10 protein-coding genes and 1 pseudogene are annotated in these 14,692 nt (G+C 67.0%); 3 read left to right on the forward strand and 8 right to left on the reverse strand.

Going from position 1 to position 14,692, the window contains the following annotated elements; all coding sequences use genetic code 11:
* Nucleotides 1-35: 35 nt before the first annotated feature.
* Nucleotides 36-986 carry a glycosyltransferase family 2 protein gene (locus Q0D93_RS06685; RefSeq protein WP_294392229.1) on the reverse strand — a complete coding sequence of 317 codons (951 nt, stop codon included), beginning with the start codon at nt 984-986 and terminating at the stop codon, nt 36-38.
* A gap of 393 nt (nt 987-1,379) precedes the next feature.
* Here Q0D93_RS06685 and Q0D93_RS06690 point away from each other — a divergent pair, with 393 nt between their 5' ends.
* Both Q0D93_RS06690 and Q0D93_RS06695 read left to right on the forward strand, forming a co-directional pair.
* Entirely contained in the window at nt 1,380-2,195 is an 816-nt protein-coding gene (locus tag Q0D93_RS06690; protein WP_294392232.1) for a bacteriorhodopsin, read from the forward strand.
* A 78-nt stretch (nt 2,196-2,273) separates the two neighbouring features.
* Complete coding sequence (locus Q0D93_RS06695; protein ID WP_294392233.1) at nt 2,274-3,185, forward strand: Brp/Blh family beta-carotene 15,15'-dioxygenase; 912 nt, start codon at nt 2,274-2,276, stop codon at nt 3,183-3,185.
* A 155-nt stretch (nt 3,186-3,340) separates the two neighbouring features.
* Here Q0D93_RS06695 and Q0D93_RS06700 read toward each other — a convergent pair whose 3' ends face one another.
* From Q0D93_RS06700 to Q0D93_RS06715, 4 genes are read right to left on the reverse strand one after another with little or no spacing between them, the layout of a single operon-like run.
* Entirely contained in the window at nt 3,341-5,590 is a 2,250-nt protein-coding gene (locus tag Q0D93_RS06700; protein ID WP_294392234.1) for a xanthine dehydrogenase family protein molybdopterin-binding subunit, read from the reverse strand.
* Nucleotides 5,587-6,615, reverse strand: a complete 1,029-nt coding sequence (locus Q0D93_RS06705; RefSeq protein ID WP_294392238.1) for a xanthine dehydrogenase family protein subunit M — start codon at nt 6,613-6,615, stop codon at nt 5,587-5,589. Before Q0D93_RS06705 ends, Q0D93_RS06700 begins: the two co-directional genes overlap by 4 nt.
* Nucleotides 6,615-7,085 (reverse strand): (2Fe-2S)-binding protein, encoded by a 471-nt coding sequence (locus tag Q0D93_RS06710; protein ID WP_294392240.1) that lies wholly within the window; start codon nt 7,083-7,085, stop codon nt 6,615-6,617. The genes Q0D93_RS06705 and Q0D93_RS06710 overlap by 1 nt, the downstream gene beginning before the upstream one ends.
* A 16-nt stretch (nt 7,086-7,101) precedes the next feature.
* Nucleotides 7,102-8,310 (reverse strand): zinc-dependent alcohol dehydrogenase, encoded by a 1,209-nt coding sequence (locus Q0D93_RS06715; protein WP_294392241.1) that lies wholly within the window; start codon nt 8,308-8,310, stop codon nt 7,102-7,104.
* Nucleotides 8,311-8,638: 328 nt separating this feature from the next.
* Between Q0D93_RS06715 and Q0D93_RS06720 the strand changes: the two are divergent.
* Nucleotides 8,639-8,880, forward strand: a pseudogene (locus Q0D93_RS06720) (IS481 family transposase); the annotation flags it as partial.
* Nucleotides 8,881-9,027: 147 nt separating this feature from the next.
* Here Q0D93_RS06720 and Q0D93_RS06725 read toward each other — a convergent pair.
* From Q0D93_RS06725 to Q0D93_RS06735, 3 genes are read right to left on the reverse strand one after another with little or no spacing between them, the layout of a single operon-like run.
* Nucleotides 9,028-10,956, reverse strand: coding sequence for an alpha-L-fucosidase (locus Q0D93_RS06725; protein ID WP_294392243.1), 1,929 nt, complete (start codon nt 10,954-10,956; stop codon nt 9,028-9,030).
* Nucleotides 10,953-13,301, reverse strand: coding sequence for a GH92 family glycosyl hydrolase (locus tag Q0D93_RS06730; RefSeq protein ID WP_294392245.1), 2,349 nt, complete (start codon nt 13,299-13,301; stop codon nt 10,953-10,955). Before Q0D93_RS06730 ends, Q0D93_RS06725 begins: the two co-directional genes overlap by 4 nt.
* A complete protein-coding gene (locus tag Q0D93_RS06735; RefSeq protein ID WP_294392300.1) occupies nt 13,298-14,680 on the reverse strand; it encodes a glycoside hydrolase family 125 protein in 1,383 nt (460 codons plus the stop codon). The genes Q0D93_RS06730 and Q0D93_RS06735 overlap by 4 nt, the downstream gene beginning before the upstream one ends.
* Nucleotides 14,681-14,692 lie beyond the last annotated feature (12 nt).

Genomic DNA, 14,692 nt, shown 5'->3' on the forward strand with positions numbered 1-14,692 from the left:
TCGAAGGCGGGCGCGTGCCGCCCACGCACCGTCTGCTATGCGACCCGCGAAACCTGTGCAGGATTCTTCGTGCGGGCCGGGGATGGGAAGCCCAGATAAGCCAGCCGACGCACCTCCCGCCTGCCGCGCACGACCGTGTCGAGCGTCAGTCCCGTGAACAGGTTGAGGAATGCCAGCAGCATCAGCCCGGTCGCCAGGATCGCAGTCGGGAAACGTGGCACCAACCCCGTGGCAAGATAGGTAAGGACAAGCGGGATCGACAGCAGAACGCCGACCAGCGCCAATATGCCGCCGATCGCGCCGAAGAACAGAACGGGCCGCTCGAACCGAAACAGGCTGAGGATGGTGCGCAGGATGCGCCATCCGTCGCGATAGGTCGACAATTTGGATGCCGAGCCCTCCGGCCGCGCGCCATAGCGGGTGACCACCTCTGCCACGGGCATCCTGAGTTCCAGCGCGTGCACGCTGATCTCGGTTTCGATCTCGAACCCGGCCGAAAGCAGCGGAAAGCTCTTTACGAAGCGGCGGGAAAAGACGCGGTAACCGGACAGGATGTCGCTGAACGTGCGCCCGAAGATGCGCGCCAGGATGCCGGTCAGCATCGCATTGCCGAAGCGGTGGCCACGGCGATATGCTTCCTGCACCTCGCTGACGCGCGCGCCCACCACCATGTCGAGTTGCTCGTCCACCATGCGCTCGATCATGGCAGGGGCGGCGGCGGCGTCGTAGGTCGCGTCGCCGTCCGCCATGACATAGATGTCGGCATCGACGTCCGCGAACATGCGGCGGACCACATGGCCCTTGCCCTGCATGGTTTCGCTCCGCACGATCGCACCGGCGGCGCGCGCCACCTGGACGGTGCGGTCCTTGGAATTGTTGTCGTAGACATAGATCGCCGCATCCGGCAGCGCCGCGCGAAAGTCGGCAACGGTCTGCCCGATCGCCGCCTCTTCATTGTAACACGGTAATATCACCGCAACGCGCATGTCTCGCCCCCACCCTGCTGTTCGCGTGAACACAGGCGGGCTAAACATTTACCAACAGGGCCGCAATAGTTGTCGCTCCGCGAGCCGGGCAGTCGTTCCCGCGTCGAGCGGACCGGTGACCCGGATCAACCTGGCGGCTAGTCAGGGGCCATGTCATTGCTGATGCGGAAAGATGAGTGACAGGCGAGAGCTTGGCGGGCGACTCAAAGTAAGCCGACCGAAGATCCGGTGTATCACGGCACAATAAAATCCATCGACGCCGCTGGTCACGATGGTATATTTTGGATTTATCCAAGTTTATAATGTATATTTGATGTAAAAATACTTTGCTTCTTGGTTGGTCATTTCCTTGCTTGCGCGCGTTCGATGCGCAAAATGTTGAAAGGGTATGGTATGACGACGTCGGATTGGCTGTGGTTCGGCTTTGCCGCGATGGCGGCAGGATCGGTCATTCTGTTGGCGATGGGCTGGAACCGCCGCACGCGGGATGAGGAGAACCATTATCTTCTGCACCTGTTCGTGACGCTGACGGCCATGGCATCCTATCTCGCCATGGCGCTGGGGCAGGGATCGATCCTGCTGGCGGACGGGCGCGAATTCTACGTCGCCCGCTATCTCGACTGGTCGATCACCACGCCCATGTTGCTGACCGGCTTGTGCCTGACCGCGCTGCATGCCCCGTTTCGACGCTGGGCGCTGCTGCTGGGCTTGGTCTTCACCGATTTCTACATGATCGCGACCGGCGTGGTCGCCGGCTTCAGCCCGACGGGTTCGACGGCAAAGTGGGCATGGTATCTGATCAGCTCGGGCGCGTTTCTGTTCATCTATATCGGCCTGTGGGGCCCGGTGCGGACGGAGTCCGAGAAATCGGGTCCGCGTGCGGCCAAGCTGTTCAAGACCAACGCCACCATCCTGTCGGTGGTCTGGTTCGCCTATCCGGTGATCTTCCTGCTGGGCTCCGAAGGCACCAAGGCGATCGATCCGACCGCCACGGCCGCGCTCTACACGATCTTCGACGTGGTCGCGAAGGTGGTCTACGGCATTTTCTCCATGGCGGCGACGCGCGCCAAGGTGTCGGCCGACCTTGCCGCCGATGAGGTGCCCGAGCATGACCTGCGCCCGGCGCCGGTCGCCTACCACACGGTGGAGGCGCCGGGGCGTACCGAGCGGGTCGAGCCGTCCCATCGGGTTCAGCCGAACCATCGCTGAGCAAGGGACGTGTCGGCAGGACTGGCAGGGCACGGGGTAAGCCGCACCCCCTCCGTTTCGGCCGGCACGCTGCGATCGGTGGCGACACGGATCGCGCCGGTCGCGCTGTCGATCGTGGCAAGCGCCGTGCTGACGGGGCGTGTTGCGGAGACCGGCTTTCTCGCGCTTGCGGTGGTGGCCGGCCTTCCGCACGGCGCATTCGACCACAAGGTCGCCCGATCCACCTTTGCGCCGCGCCATGGCGCCAGGTGGTGGCAGCCCTTCCTTGCCGGCTACCTTGCGCTTGCGTCGGCGATGCTGTTCGCCTGGTGGGCGCTGCCGATCGTTGCGTTGCCGCTGTTCCTGCTCCTTTCCGTACTTCATTTCGGGGATCAGGATGCATCGCGAAGCGCGCCTTGCCGCATGGTCCGGATTGTGGCCCATGGCGGCGTGCCCGTCATCGTCTCGGCCGCGTGCCATCCCGCTGCGATCGCGCAGTTGCTGGCCGTGCTGGTGCCGGGGCCGGGACAGGCGCATATGGTGGCGCTGCTGCTCGGCGGGCCGCTGATAATGTTGTGGCTGGCGGCGGCCGCCGCAACGCTCATCGCCTATGCCGGTAGCGGGCAAAGCGCGGACGTGGCGGCCGCGACGGATCTGGTCCTGGTTACCCTGTTGTTCGCATTCGCCCCGCCGCTGATCGGGTTTTCGCTCTACTTCGCGGTCATCCACGCGCCGCGCGCCATGGCGGCTGCCATACCCGCGGGCGGAATGCCGGTGGGGGAGGTGGCCTTGCCGCTTGCCTTGACAGCGATCGCGCTGGCGTTCGGCGCCCTCATCTTCCAGGCCGGCCCCGGCGACGCGGTGGAGGAGAATGTGGTTCGGACCGCATTCCTGCTGCTGAGTGCGTTAACGGTGCCGCACATGTGGCTGGACTGGCGCGCCCGTAGCGCCTCGACACGAACGGATCGTTCCATGACGCTGGCGCGCGGGATCGCGGACGCGCAACCATGATGAAGGAACGACACGATCGGTCTGGGTGGCCCCAAGCGGCCAAAGGTGGTGGCGTTCGACATCATCGGCGCGTTTCAGGAGGCGCCGGATCGAACGCCGTCGAAGCGCCCGACCTCCGCCATTGGTCCGGCCGGTCGGTCATGGCCTATGCCCGTTCAGAGCAGGTCGTCGATGCGGATCGGCAGGCGACGGATGCGGCGGCCCGTGGCGTGATGGACGGCGTTGGCGATGGCCGCATTCATGCCGACAATCCCGATCTCGCCCAGCCCCTTGATGCCGAGCGGGTTCACCGCATCGTCCTGTTCGGGAACCATGATCACCTCGACCTGCCGGACGTCGGCGTTCACGGGAATGTGGTATTCGGAAAGGTTGTCGTTGACGTAGCGGGCATGGGTCAGATCGATCTCGGTCTTCTCCTCCAGCGCCGCACCCAGGCCCCAGATCATGCCGCCCATATATTGACTGTGTGCCGTTAGCGGATTGACGATGGTGCCGCTTGCAAAGGCGCCGACCATGCGCGGCACGCGGATCTCGCAAGTGAGGCGATGGACGCGCACCTCCACGAACTGCGCGCCAAAGGCATAAGCGGTGACGTCCTTGCGCTGCTGCCCACGGGACATGGGCGGCTGACCCTTGTAGAGCTTGTCCATCGAGTCCGGGCCGAGACCCTGGGGGATGTGCTCGGCATGGGCCTCAAGCGCACCATGCGAGAGGCGCGCTATCGCATCGCCGAGCGGTTCCGAGCCGCCTCCGGCCACGATCAGCAGCCCGTCGGACAAGGCCATCATGTCCGGCCGCCTGCCGGCGAGCGGTCCGTCATTGCTGGTCGAGGCGGCATGGGCGATCCGCGCCACCAGCTCGTCGCACGCCTTGGCGATGGCGTGGGTGATGGTGGCGGTGTGGCTCGATCCGGCGGCGAGCGAGGCCGGGGGCAGGGTGGTATCCCCCATATGGACCGCGACCTGCTCGACCTTGAGCCCCAGCTTGTGCGCGGCGGTGATCGCGGCGACGGTGTAGGCGCCGGTGCCGATATCGTGTCCCGCCAATTCGACCAGGCAATATCCGTCCGCGCGCAAGGTCACGCGGGCGGCGGTGGAGGCGATGTTGGACGGGTAGGCGGCCGAGGCCATGCCCCAGCCGACCAGCCAGTTGCCATCGCGCATGGAGCCCGGCCTGGGATCCCTTCCTGCCCAGCCGAAGCGTTCAGCACCCTGGTCCAGGCATGCGATCAGGTGGCGGCTGGAGAAAGGCAGGCCGGTGGCCGGATCGACCTGCGTATCGTTGCGGCGCCTCAGTTCGACCGGATCGATCTCCAGCGTCTCCGCCAGCTCGTCCATCGCGCATTCCAGCGGGAACATGTAGGGTGTGTCCGGCGGCGCGCGCATGAAGCCGGGCGTGTTGCGATCGGCGTGGACGATGTTCACCTTGGTCAGGATGTTGGGATAGCCATACATCCTGGCGGTCGTGTCGGTGCCGGAGACGTTGTAGGTGCTCGGCCGACTGGTCAGCTCCCACCCTTCATGGCGGAGCGCGGTCAGCCTGCCGTCGCGGGTGGCGCCCAGCTGGAGATGGTGGCGCGTTTCGGCACGGTAGGTGGCGATGGTGAAGCCCTGGTCGCGGGTCGCGACGAGCTTGACCGGTCGGTTGATCCGCCGCGCGGCGATGGCGATCCAGGCGGTACGGGCAGTGGCGCCGCCCTTGGACCCGAACGCGCCGCCGACGAACTTGGACATGACGTGCAGGTCGTCCGGGTCGATGCCGATCTGCTGGGCGACATTGGCGCGCAGGCCGTAGACGAACTGGCTTGGCTCGCGGATCGTCAGCTTGCCCGCATTCCACTCGGCGGTGGTGGTGAACAATTCGATCGGATTGTGGTGCTGGGTCGGCGTTTCATACCAGGCGTCGACCGTCACCTCCGCGGCTGCCAGTGCACCTTCCGCATCGCCCACCGCGTAATCGCGGTGCTCGCCGTCGTCGCGCACTTCCTCCTGCGTGCCCGGCGAACCGAACGTCGCCGCGGGCTCTTCCCGCTCGTAACGCACCCCCACCCGAAAAGCAGCGTCGCGCGCGATCTCGTAGCTGTCGGCCAGCACGATGGCGACGATCTGGCCGTCGTGCCAGATACGGTCCGTCTCCATCGTCGTGGTGGTTTCGCCACCCGATTGCTGCTTCGGCGGATGGTTGTCGCCGCCGACATTCTCGTGGGTGAGGATGTCGATCACGCCCGCCATCGCGCGGGCCTCGTCCAGGTCGAAACCCGCAATCCGCCCGCGCGCAATGGCGGACGTGACGAGAAACGCCCAGGCCGGGTTCTTCACCGCCTCGTCCGAAGGATACAAGGCGCGGCCGGTCACCTTGGCAGGGCCGTCGATGCGGGTATGGGGGCGGCCGATCAGCATGGTCATGCCGGCAACTCCATCGTCCGGGTCTCAAGCAGCGCGCGCACCAGCGTGCGGCGGCCGAGTTCGATCTTGAACGCAGCCTCGCCATGCGGAACCGCGCCGGCGAGCGCGATTTCCGCCGCATCGCGCGCGCTTGCCTCGTCAAGGCGCCGGCCGACCAGCATCGCTTCGGCCTGGTGGGCGCGCCACGGCTTGGCCGCAATCCCGCCAAGGCCGATCCGTACCGCGCGGACCGTGTCGCCATCCAGGTCGAGCGCCACCGCCGCCGAGGCGAGGGCGAAATCGTAGGAGGCGCGGTCGCGCACCTTCACGTATCGCGATCGCCGCGTCCACGCGCCTGCGGGCACGGTGAACCCGGTGATGAGGTCGCCGCGCGCCAGGTTGGTTTCGATGTGCGGGGTTTCGCCGGGCAGGCGGTGAAGATCCTCGAACGGCAGTACCCGTTCGCGGCCGTCGACCGACAGCAGGTTCACCTCCGCGCCGAGCGCAACCAAAGCGATGGCGAAGTCTCCGGGATAGTTTGCGATGCAGGCGGTGCTGGTGCCGAGCACCGCCAGCCGCCGGTTGCAGCCCTCCATCGCCGCGCAGCCGGTGCCCGGATCGCGCTTGTTGCAAGCATGGTAGCTGATGTCGCGGAAGTAGTTGCAGCGCGTGCGCTGGAGGACGTTGCCGCCCAGCGTGGCCATGTTGCGCAGCTGCGGGCTTGCCGCCTGCCACAGCGCGTCGCGGATCGCCGGATAGTCGCGCGCTACGGACGGATTGCTCTCCGCCTCGCTCATGCGCACCAGCGCGCCGAGCCAGAGGCCGTCCTCCAGATCCGCAATGCGGCCATGTTCCGCCCTCAGGCCGGAAATGTCGACCAGTCGCTCCGGGTGCATCACCTGCAACTTCATGAGGTCGAACAAAGTGGTGCCGCCGGCGAGATACTGGACGGGGCTGCGCACATGGGCGTCGGCGGACACAGACGCGCCGCCCAGGCCGAGCGCCTCCACCGAGCTGCCGGCGCGATCGAGGGCAAAGGCGCGCATCAGCGTTGCCCCGCCAACTCGGGCGCGGCCTGCCGCACCGCGGCGACGATCTTGGGGTAAGCGGCGCAGCGGCACAGATTGCCGCTCATATATTCGCGGATCTCCTCGTCGCTGGTCGCGTGGCCTTCGTGGACGCAGGCGATGGCGGACAGGATCTGGCCGGGGGTGCAATAGCCGCACTGATAGGCGTCCTGCTCGACAAACGCCGCCTGCATCGGGTGAAGCGGCTCGCCCTCGCCGGACAGGCCTTCCACCGTGGTGATCTCCCCCTCGGCAAGTGCGGAGAGGGTGAAGCACGACAGCACCCGCCGCCCGTCGATCAGCACCGTGCACGCGCCGCACTGGCCCTGGTCGCAGCCCTTCTTGGTGCCGGTCAGCCCCAGTTCCTCGCGCAGCGTGTCGAGCAGCATCTGACGCGGATCGACGTCAAGCCGGTATATGTGCCGGTTGACGTTCAGCGTGATGTTCATGCGTGCGTCCCTACCGTCACGCCGCCGGCTCCAGTTCGACCTTGATCCAGCCCGGCTGACGCTCGTCAAAGGCCTTGTAGGCGTTGATGGCGTCGGTCATCGGCTCGGTTTGGGTGAGGATCCTGACCGGGTCGAGCCGCCCCGAGCGGACATGGTCGAGCAGCACGTCGTAATAACGGCGGTGGTTGCAGTTCCCCATCCTGACGGTGACGTTCTTGTTCATCGCCATGCCGATCGGGAACATGCGGTCGGTCGGCGGATAGACACCGATGATGGAGATGGTGCCGCCCTTGGCGACGCACTCCACCGCCCAGTCGAGCGCCTGGCCGGGATTGTCGCCGGCGATGAAGTGGCTGCCATGCTTGTTGGCCATCGGCTCAATGACATATTGCTCGACCGCTTCCTTCGCCTTGCCGAGCAGGCCGGGCTCGTCTGGTCCCGCATGGGCATGCTGGGCATCGACTCCGACCGCGTCGATCACCCGCCGCGCGCCGTCGCCATCGGTCAACTTCAGCACCGCTTGCGGCACGTCCTCCTCGTCGAAGTTGATGACCTGTGCACCCTGGCGCCGCGCCATGTCGAGCCGGTCGGGCAGGCGGTCGACCGCGATCACCTTGCCGCCCATCACGATCGCCGAGGCGATGGCCATCTGACCCACCGGGCCGCAGCCGAAGACCAGCACATGGTCGCCCGGTTCGATCTGGGCGAGGTCTGCCCCGAACCAGCCGGTGGGCAGGATGTCGCTCAGCATGATCGCCTGGTCGTCGTCGATCTCGTCGGGCACAGGGACGAGGTTGGTATCGGCCCACGGCGTGCGCGCCTTCTCGGCCTGCAACCCCTTCAGGTTGCCGGCTGCTTCCGGCCCGCCGAAGAACACCGTTCCGGCGCGCTTGCCCTGCGGATTGGCGTTGTCGCATTGCGCGTAGAATTCGTGCCGGCAGAACTGGCAATGGCCGCATCCCACGGTGGAGGGGATGATCACCCGCTGGCCGACCCGGATGTTCCTGACCTCCGGTCCGACCGCCTCGACGATGCCGACGCCCTCATGGCCGAGGATCTGCCCCTTCGCCATGCCGCTGAACGTCCCACGTACGAAGTGGAGATCGGTGCCGCAGATCGCGCTTGCGGTCAGCCGGACGATCGCATCGGTCGGCTGCTCGATCGTGGGCTCGGGAACCTCGTCGACGCGAATGTCGCCGGTTGCGTGCCAGACTACTGCCTTCATCCGCGTCATGCCTCTGCCAAAAGAGAGTGTTGGCGTGAAGCGCGACCGACGTGAGGATGTTCCCTAATGATGCATCTATTTATATCTAACGTAAGTTATGATAATGTCTTTATAACGGCAAGGGTAAGATCTCGCAAAATACATGCTGCTTGATGTATCAATAATTGAAGTTTAATGTGACAGTGACGATAGTAGCCGTGATATTGGAGGATCTATCCGGCTGTTTGATACCGGGTGATGGTGCGAGCCTTTCGTTTGCTTCGGACGGGGCCGTAGGGGACAGGTTCGTCACGGGAGTGCCACGACCACGCACGCCGTCAGGGCAGCAATACAGCAATTGCAAGCTCCGGTGGCGACGTTGAGCCGCGAGCTGGGGATCAATCCAAGGACGGTGGCGAAGTGGCGCAACCGGGCGACGGTCCTGGATCTGAAGACCGGGCCGAAGCGCCTTCATTCCACCACCTGACCGAAGCCAAGGAGGCGATGGTTGTCGCGTTCCGGCGGCACGCCCTGCTGCTGCTGGACGACGGCCTCTATGCCCTGCAGCTGTCGATCCCGCATCTCACCAAGTAAGCGCTACATCGCCGCATGCCCCGTCGGCAGCGTGCCAGTCCTTGTACGGGATATTCAGTGGGCCCGGCGCGCTGACCGGGCTCCCGCATCCAAATTCATGGTCTGGTTGCTGCGCTCTTCACCTGCTTGGATGCAGGCAGAGGTTTACGCACCTCCTGACCGCCCATCCGCGACAAAGGCTCCGATGCCCGCGATCGCCAGCCGTTGCGCCGGAACGGCGGTGGCGGCGAAGGACAGGCGCAGGAAGCGTGCGCGGTGTGGCGCATCGAAGACGATCCGCTGTGTCGCCAGCGCATAGGCGATGTTGGAGAACTCGCCCTTGGCCGCTACCTCCCATGTACGGCCATCCAGGCTCGTCTCGCAGACATAGCCGGCCGGCGGCGCCACGCCCTTCGCCACGGTGCGCGAGGGCGTCAGGCTGAACCCGGCCAGCCGGTGTGCCGCGCCCATGTCGACCGTTACGCGGGCGGGAGCGGCCGCGCCGGGTGCGGGCACCGTCCAGCGCGTCGCCGCATCGTCGTCCAGCAACGCTTCCGCGCCGGCTGCCGAGGCGGCGACGATATGCCATCGGCGCGGCGACAGCAGGTTCGGATCGCTCGACCGCACCGGCGCGACGGCGGCAGGCGCGACCTGGCGGAACAACGCCACTTCGGAAATGGCCGGGCAGGCGGGCGCTTCGAGGATCACCAGCCTCAGCCGGCGGGCGTTTATCGGGGCGGGCAGGCGGATGATGCGCTGGGCGCCGATCGCCTGATGCTCCGCCAGCCTCCGCCAGCGTCCACCGACTTCCGCCTCCACCGCAAAGCGCGTGACGCGGACGCCGAGCGGCAGATGTTCGCGCAACCGGATCACGTCGAAGGGACGACCCGGCAGCAAGTCCAGCGTCAACGTGGGCGTTCTGTCCGCGTCGGGCGTCGACCAGTAGCTGTCGCGGCGGCCATCGAGCACGTGCCTGGCGGCAAAGGCGGCCCCGCGCTCCGACGTGGCGGTCGCGGTCGCGCCCTGCGCCCGGTCGGTCGCATAGGTCGCCGTCTGCGCCGCGCCGAACGCGCGCAGCACTGCGACGTCGATGTCGGCCAGCCGCCCGCGACGATCGGGCGGCAGGTTCAGGTTCAGGTTGGTGCCCCGTCCGACCGATTCATCGTACAGCTTCAGCAGCCGCTCGGGCGTCTTCACCTTGGCATCTTCGTCGGCGTGGTAGAACCAGCCGGGGCGGATCGAGACATCGGTTTCGGCCGGCCACCAGAGCGGAGCGCCGCGCACGCCGCTATTTCCTTCGCTTTGCACATACGGATGGTTGGGCATGGTCGGCCAGCACGGATCGCCCGCCACCCCGTCCTCGTTGCCGACCCAGCGCACGTCCGCGCCGAGCGGGTCGAAGGTGCAGGCCATCGGCTGATGCCGGTGGACCAGCGCGATCGTCTCCGGCCAGTTATAGTAACGCGCCGCATCGATCTTCCGCGTTTCGCGCGCGCCGCCATAATGGCCATCGCCGCCATTGGCACCGTCGAACCAGAATTCGAACAGCTCGCCATAGCCGGTGCACAGCTCCACGATCTGCTTGCGGAAATATTCCACATAAGCTGGTCGCCCATATTCGGCGTGGTTCCGGTCCCATGGCGACAGATAGATGCCGAACGACAGGCCGGCGCGCCGCGTCGCCTGTTCCATCTCGCGGACGATGTCGCCCTTGCCGCCCTTGTAAGGGCTGTTGCGGATGCAATGTTCGGTCAGGCGCGTCGGCCACAGGCAGAAGCCGTCATGGTGCTTGGCGGTCAGGATGATCCCGCGCATGCCCCCTGCCTTGGCCGCCGCGACGATCTGGTCGGCGGAGAAGTCCGTCGGGTTGAACAGGGAAGGGCTCTCGTCGCCATAGCCCCATTCGCGGTCGGTGAAGGTGTTGATGGAGAAATGCACGAAGGCATATTGCTCGCGCGCGTGCCAGGCGAGCTGGCGGGGCGAGGGCGTCGCGCCCCATGGCCGGGGTGGCGCAACGCCCGCCGCGCCGAATGCGGGCATGGCGGCGGTCGCAAGGCCGGATGCGATCAGGGTCCGGCGGGACAGGTCGATCATGCGGAAACTCCGTGGGTCGGGGCGGGGCCACCGAACGATGGTGGCCGGTCGGCGCGGGCGACGCCGAAGCGGCGGTTCGGCTCGGCCGACATGGTGAAGGTGAGGGTGCCGCCGCGGATCAGCTCGGCATGGGGTATCCAGCTTTTCGTCCACGGCCTGCCGTTCCAGCGGACAGCGGTGACATAGGGCGTATCGGCGCGGTTGCCCGGCGCCTCGATCGTGAGCGTCCGACCATCGCCGACCCGCAGCACCGCGCGCGAAAACAGCGGCGAGCCGAAGACATAGGCCGCCTCCACCGGATCGACGGGGTAGAGGCCGAGCGCGGAGAACACGAACCAGGCGCTCATCTGGCCGCAATCGTCATTGCCGATGATCCCGTCGGGGTCGTTGCGGTACATCTCCGTGCACAGCCGGCGGACCATCGCCTGCGTCTTCCATGGCGCGCCGACATAGGCGTAGAGATAGGGTGCGTGCTGGTCCGGCTCGTTGCCATGGGCATATTGGCCGACCAGCCCGGCAATGTCTGGCGGCGCGTCGGCCGGCAGGGTGGACGGGGCGGAGAACAGCGCGTCCAGCTTTTTCTCGAACGCCGCATCGCCCCCCATGTGCGCGATCAGCCCGTATATGTCGTGCTGGTTGAGGAACGTCGCCTGCCAGCCGTTCGCCTCCGTATAGTCGCGCCAGTCGGGTGTGGGCATGTGGCCGAGCTGGACCGGGTCGTAGGGGCTCCACCACGAACCATCGTGGAAGCGGGGACGCGCGAAGCCGATGCCGCCGTCTATGACGTTCCGCCAATTGCCTGACCGCTTCAGCAGCCGGGCCGCGTCCGCCTGCGCGCCTGCGCCGCGCGCGATGCGGTGGGCCGCCCAATCGTCATAGGCATATTCCTGCGTGCGGCTGACGCTCTCGTTCCACTTGTCGGCGGGGACATAGCCGAGCCGGTCGTACAGGTCGCGGCCGCGGCTGTTGTCGCGGTCAGGTGCGGCGAAGTCGAACGACCGCCGCCGGATCGCCGGCCATGCGGCGGCGTAATCGGCCTTGATACCCTTCGCCTGCGCCTCCGCCAGCACGGGAACGGCGTGCCAGCCCATCATGGTTGCGGTCTCCACGCCCTGCAACGGCCAGATCGGCGGGCCGAGCGGGCTCTGCTGCGCCTGCCGGATCAGGTCCGCGACCAGGCTCTGCGCGCGTGCCGGCGCGATCAGCGTCAGCAGGGGGTGAAGCGCGCGGTATGTGTCCCACAACGAATAGGTGCTGTAGGCGGCTTCGCCGGCCGGCGCGCGATGCACCTGCCAGTCGAGCCCGACATAGCGCCCGTCCGCGTCGGAAAACAGCGTCGGGGCGAGCAGCGCGTGGTACAGCGCCGATGCCATGACGGTGCGCTGGTCGCCGGTGCCGCCCTCCACCCGCACGGTTCCCAAAGCCTCCGCCCAGGCGCGCGATGCGGCGCGGCGGGTCGCGTCGAAGTTCCAGCCGCGCGCTTCGGCGGCCAGGTTGCCGCGCGCACCGGCGACATCGACGCCGGAAATGGCACAGCGCGCCACGATCGGCACCGGCCCGGCACCGTCGTAGAACAGCACCGCTTTCAAGCGCCGCCCGGTCACGCCGCTCGCCCCTTGCGGTTGGGGCATGTCGTCATCGCCGTAGAAGGTCACGCGATCCGGGCGGCGGGAGAGTTGCAGCGCGAAGTGGATACGCCGCCCTTTGGCCCAGCGATGCACCCGGCGGCTGCCGGTGATCGTGCCGTCGGGATCGATCGCCAGCGACGCCTCGTCGATCAACGGGCGAGCGCCGGGCGCGTCGCCGACCAGATGCGACAGGTCGATCAGGATGTGCCCCGGTCCGTCGGGAAAGGTGTAGCGGTGCCAGCCGGTCCGCTCCGTCACCGTCAGTTCGGCCAGCACGCCCGTCTCCAGTCGGACGCGGTAATAACCGGGCTCCGCCAGTTCTCCGGAGAAACGCTGGCGATAGCCCGCGTCGGGATCAGCCATCGTTCCCGGGGTCAACCGCACCGGCCCGGTCGCGGGCACCAGCAGCACGTCGAGCATGTCGCCGATACCCGTGCCGGACAGGTGGGTGTGGCTGAACCCCATGATCGACGTGTCATCGCGGTGATAACCTGAACAGGCGTCCCACCGTTCGACGTCGGTGTCGGGGCCGAGCTGGACCATGCCGAACGGCAGCGTCGGTCCAGGATAGGTATGGCCATGGCCGCCGGTGCCGATGAACAGGTTCGGCCGCGCGGTTGGCGGCACGAACGCGCCGGCGGGCAGCGGCAGGGCCGTGGATACCGCCGCGGCCGCCGCCGAACCCAGCAGCGCGCGGCGGGTGAGATGGGCGGTCACAACGATGCGCCCAGCAGCGCGGGGCGGGTATCGGCAAGCTGCACGATCAGCTCTCCGAACAGGCCGTTGGCCCAGGCGAACCAGTGGCGCGTGAATTGCCTGGGGTCGTCCTGGTCGAAGCTTTCGTGCATGAAGCCGGTATTCGCTTCCGTGTCCCGCAACGTGCGCAGGCAGGCGCGCACCGTCGCGTCGTCCGCGCCCGAGATTGCGCGGACGATCACCGACATCGCCCAGATCTGGCCCAGCCCGACATGCGGGCCGCCAATGCCCTCGCCGGCACGGCCATGGAAGAAATACGGGTTGTGCCCGCTCCACGCGGCGGCGGCGGTGCGGCGCCACAGCGGGTCATCGGTCGGCACACAGCCAAGATATGCCAGCGAGGAGAGCGACGGCACGTTGGCATCGTCCATGAACAGCACGTTGCCGAAGCCGTCGACCTCATACGCCCACACTTCCGACCCGTCGGGCAGGCGCATGCGGCCATGCGCATCCAGTGCCGCCGCCACTTCCGCCGCCAGCGCCATCGCATCGTTCGCCAGCGCCGTGTCGCCGCGTGCTTCATGCGCGACCGTGGCCAATTCGCGCAGGGCCGTGACCGCGAACAGGTTGGACGGGATCAGGAACGGGTAGATGCAGGCATCGTCGGACGGCCGGTAACCGCTGTGGATCAGCCCGACCGGGCGCGACGGGTTGCCATAGCCGTCGAGCGGCATGGATTCCGTGCTGCGGTCCGACGCACGCAGGAACCGATAGGGTCCGGGACCATCCTTGCGCTGTTGTTCGCGAAAGGTGCGGATGCTCGCCCGCGCGGCGTCGGCCCACAGCGCGTCGAACGGTGCCTTGTCGCGCGTCGCCCGCCAATATTCATGGGCGAGGCGCATCGGATAGCAGAGCGAATCCACCTCCCATTTCCGCTCCGCCACGCCCGGCTTCATTTCGGTCCTGTCGTGCAGCGACCAGTCGAGGTCGGTCTTCGCGGACGGATCTTCCATGAAGGCGTTGGCATAAGGGTCGATCAGGATGCAGCGCGCTTGACGGGCGATCAGCCCCCTGAACAGCCGGCGCAGGTCCGCGTCATGCGGGGCCAGATGCAGATACGGCTTCACCTGTGCCGAGGAATCGCGCAGCCACAGACAGGGTATGTCGCCGGTGATGACGAAGGCGTCCGGCCTGCCGTCCACCACGCCCATTTTCACCGTGGTGTCGAGCGTGTTGGGGTAGCAGTTGGCGAACATCGCCGAAAGCTTCGGATCGGCGATCAACCGGCGGACGCGTACGATCTCCCGCTCCACCGCCCGCGATACGAAGCGGCGCTGCGCAACGGGCGGACGGCGGTCGGGAAAGGCGGCAGCGGCCGCCAGCGCGGGGGCTGCCGCCATGGCCAGTCCGCC

The organism is uncultured Sphingomonas sp. (assembly GCF_934560975.1).
GTDB lineage: Bacteria > Pseudomonadota > Alphaproteobacteria > Sphingomonadales > Sphingomonadaceae > Sphingomonas_I.

Coding starts and splice junctions, on each gene's coding strand:
- Q0D93_RS06735 (WP_294392300.1), bottom strand. CDS start 14,680: ATGGCGGCAGCCCCCGCGCTGGCGGCCGCTGCCGCCTTTCCCGACCGC.
- Q0D93_RS06725 (WP_294392243.1), bottom strand. CDS start 10,956: ATGATCGACCTGTCCCGCCGGACCCTGATCGCATCCGGCCTTGCGACC.
- Q0D93_RS06685 (WP_294392229.1), bottom strand. CDS start 986: ATGCGCGTTGCGGTGATATTACCGTGTTACAATGAAGAGGCGGCGATC.
- Q0D93_RS06700 (WP_294392234.1), bottom strand. CDS start 5,590: ATGACCATGCTGATCGGCCGCCCCCATACCCGCATCGACGGCCCTGCC.
- Q0D93_RS06715 (WP_294392241.1), bottom strand. CDS start 8,310: ATGAAGGCAGTAGTCTGGCACGCAACCGGCGACATTCGCGTCGACGAG.
- Q0D93_RS06690 (WP_294392232.1), top strand. CDS start 1,380: ATGACGACGTCGGATTGGCTGTGGTTCGGCTTTGCCGCGATGGCGGCA.
- Q0D93_RS06710 (WP_294392240.1), bottom strand. CDS start 7,085: ATGAACATCACGCTGAACGTCAACCGGCACATATACCGGCTTGACGTC.
- Q0D93_RS06705 (WP_294392238.1), bottom strand. CDS start 6,615: ATGCGCGCCTTTGCCCTCGATCGCGCCGGCAGCTCGGTGGAGGCGCTC.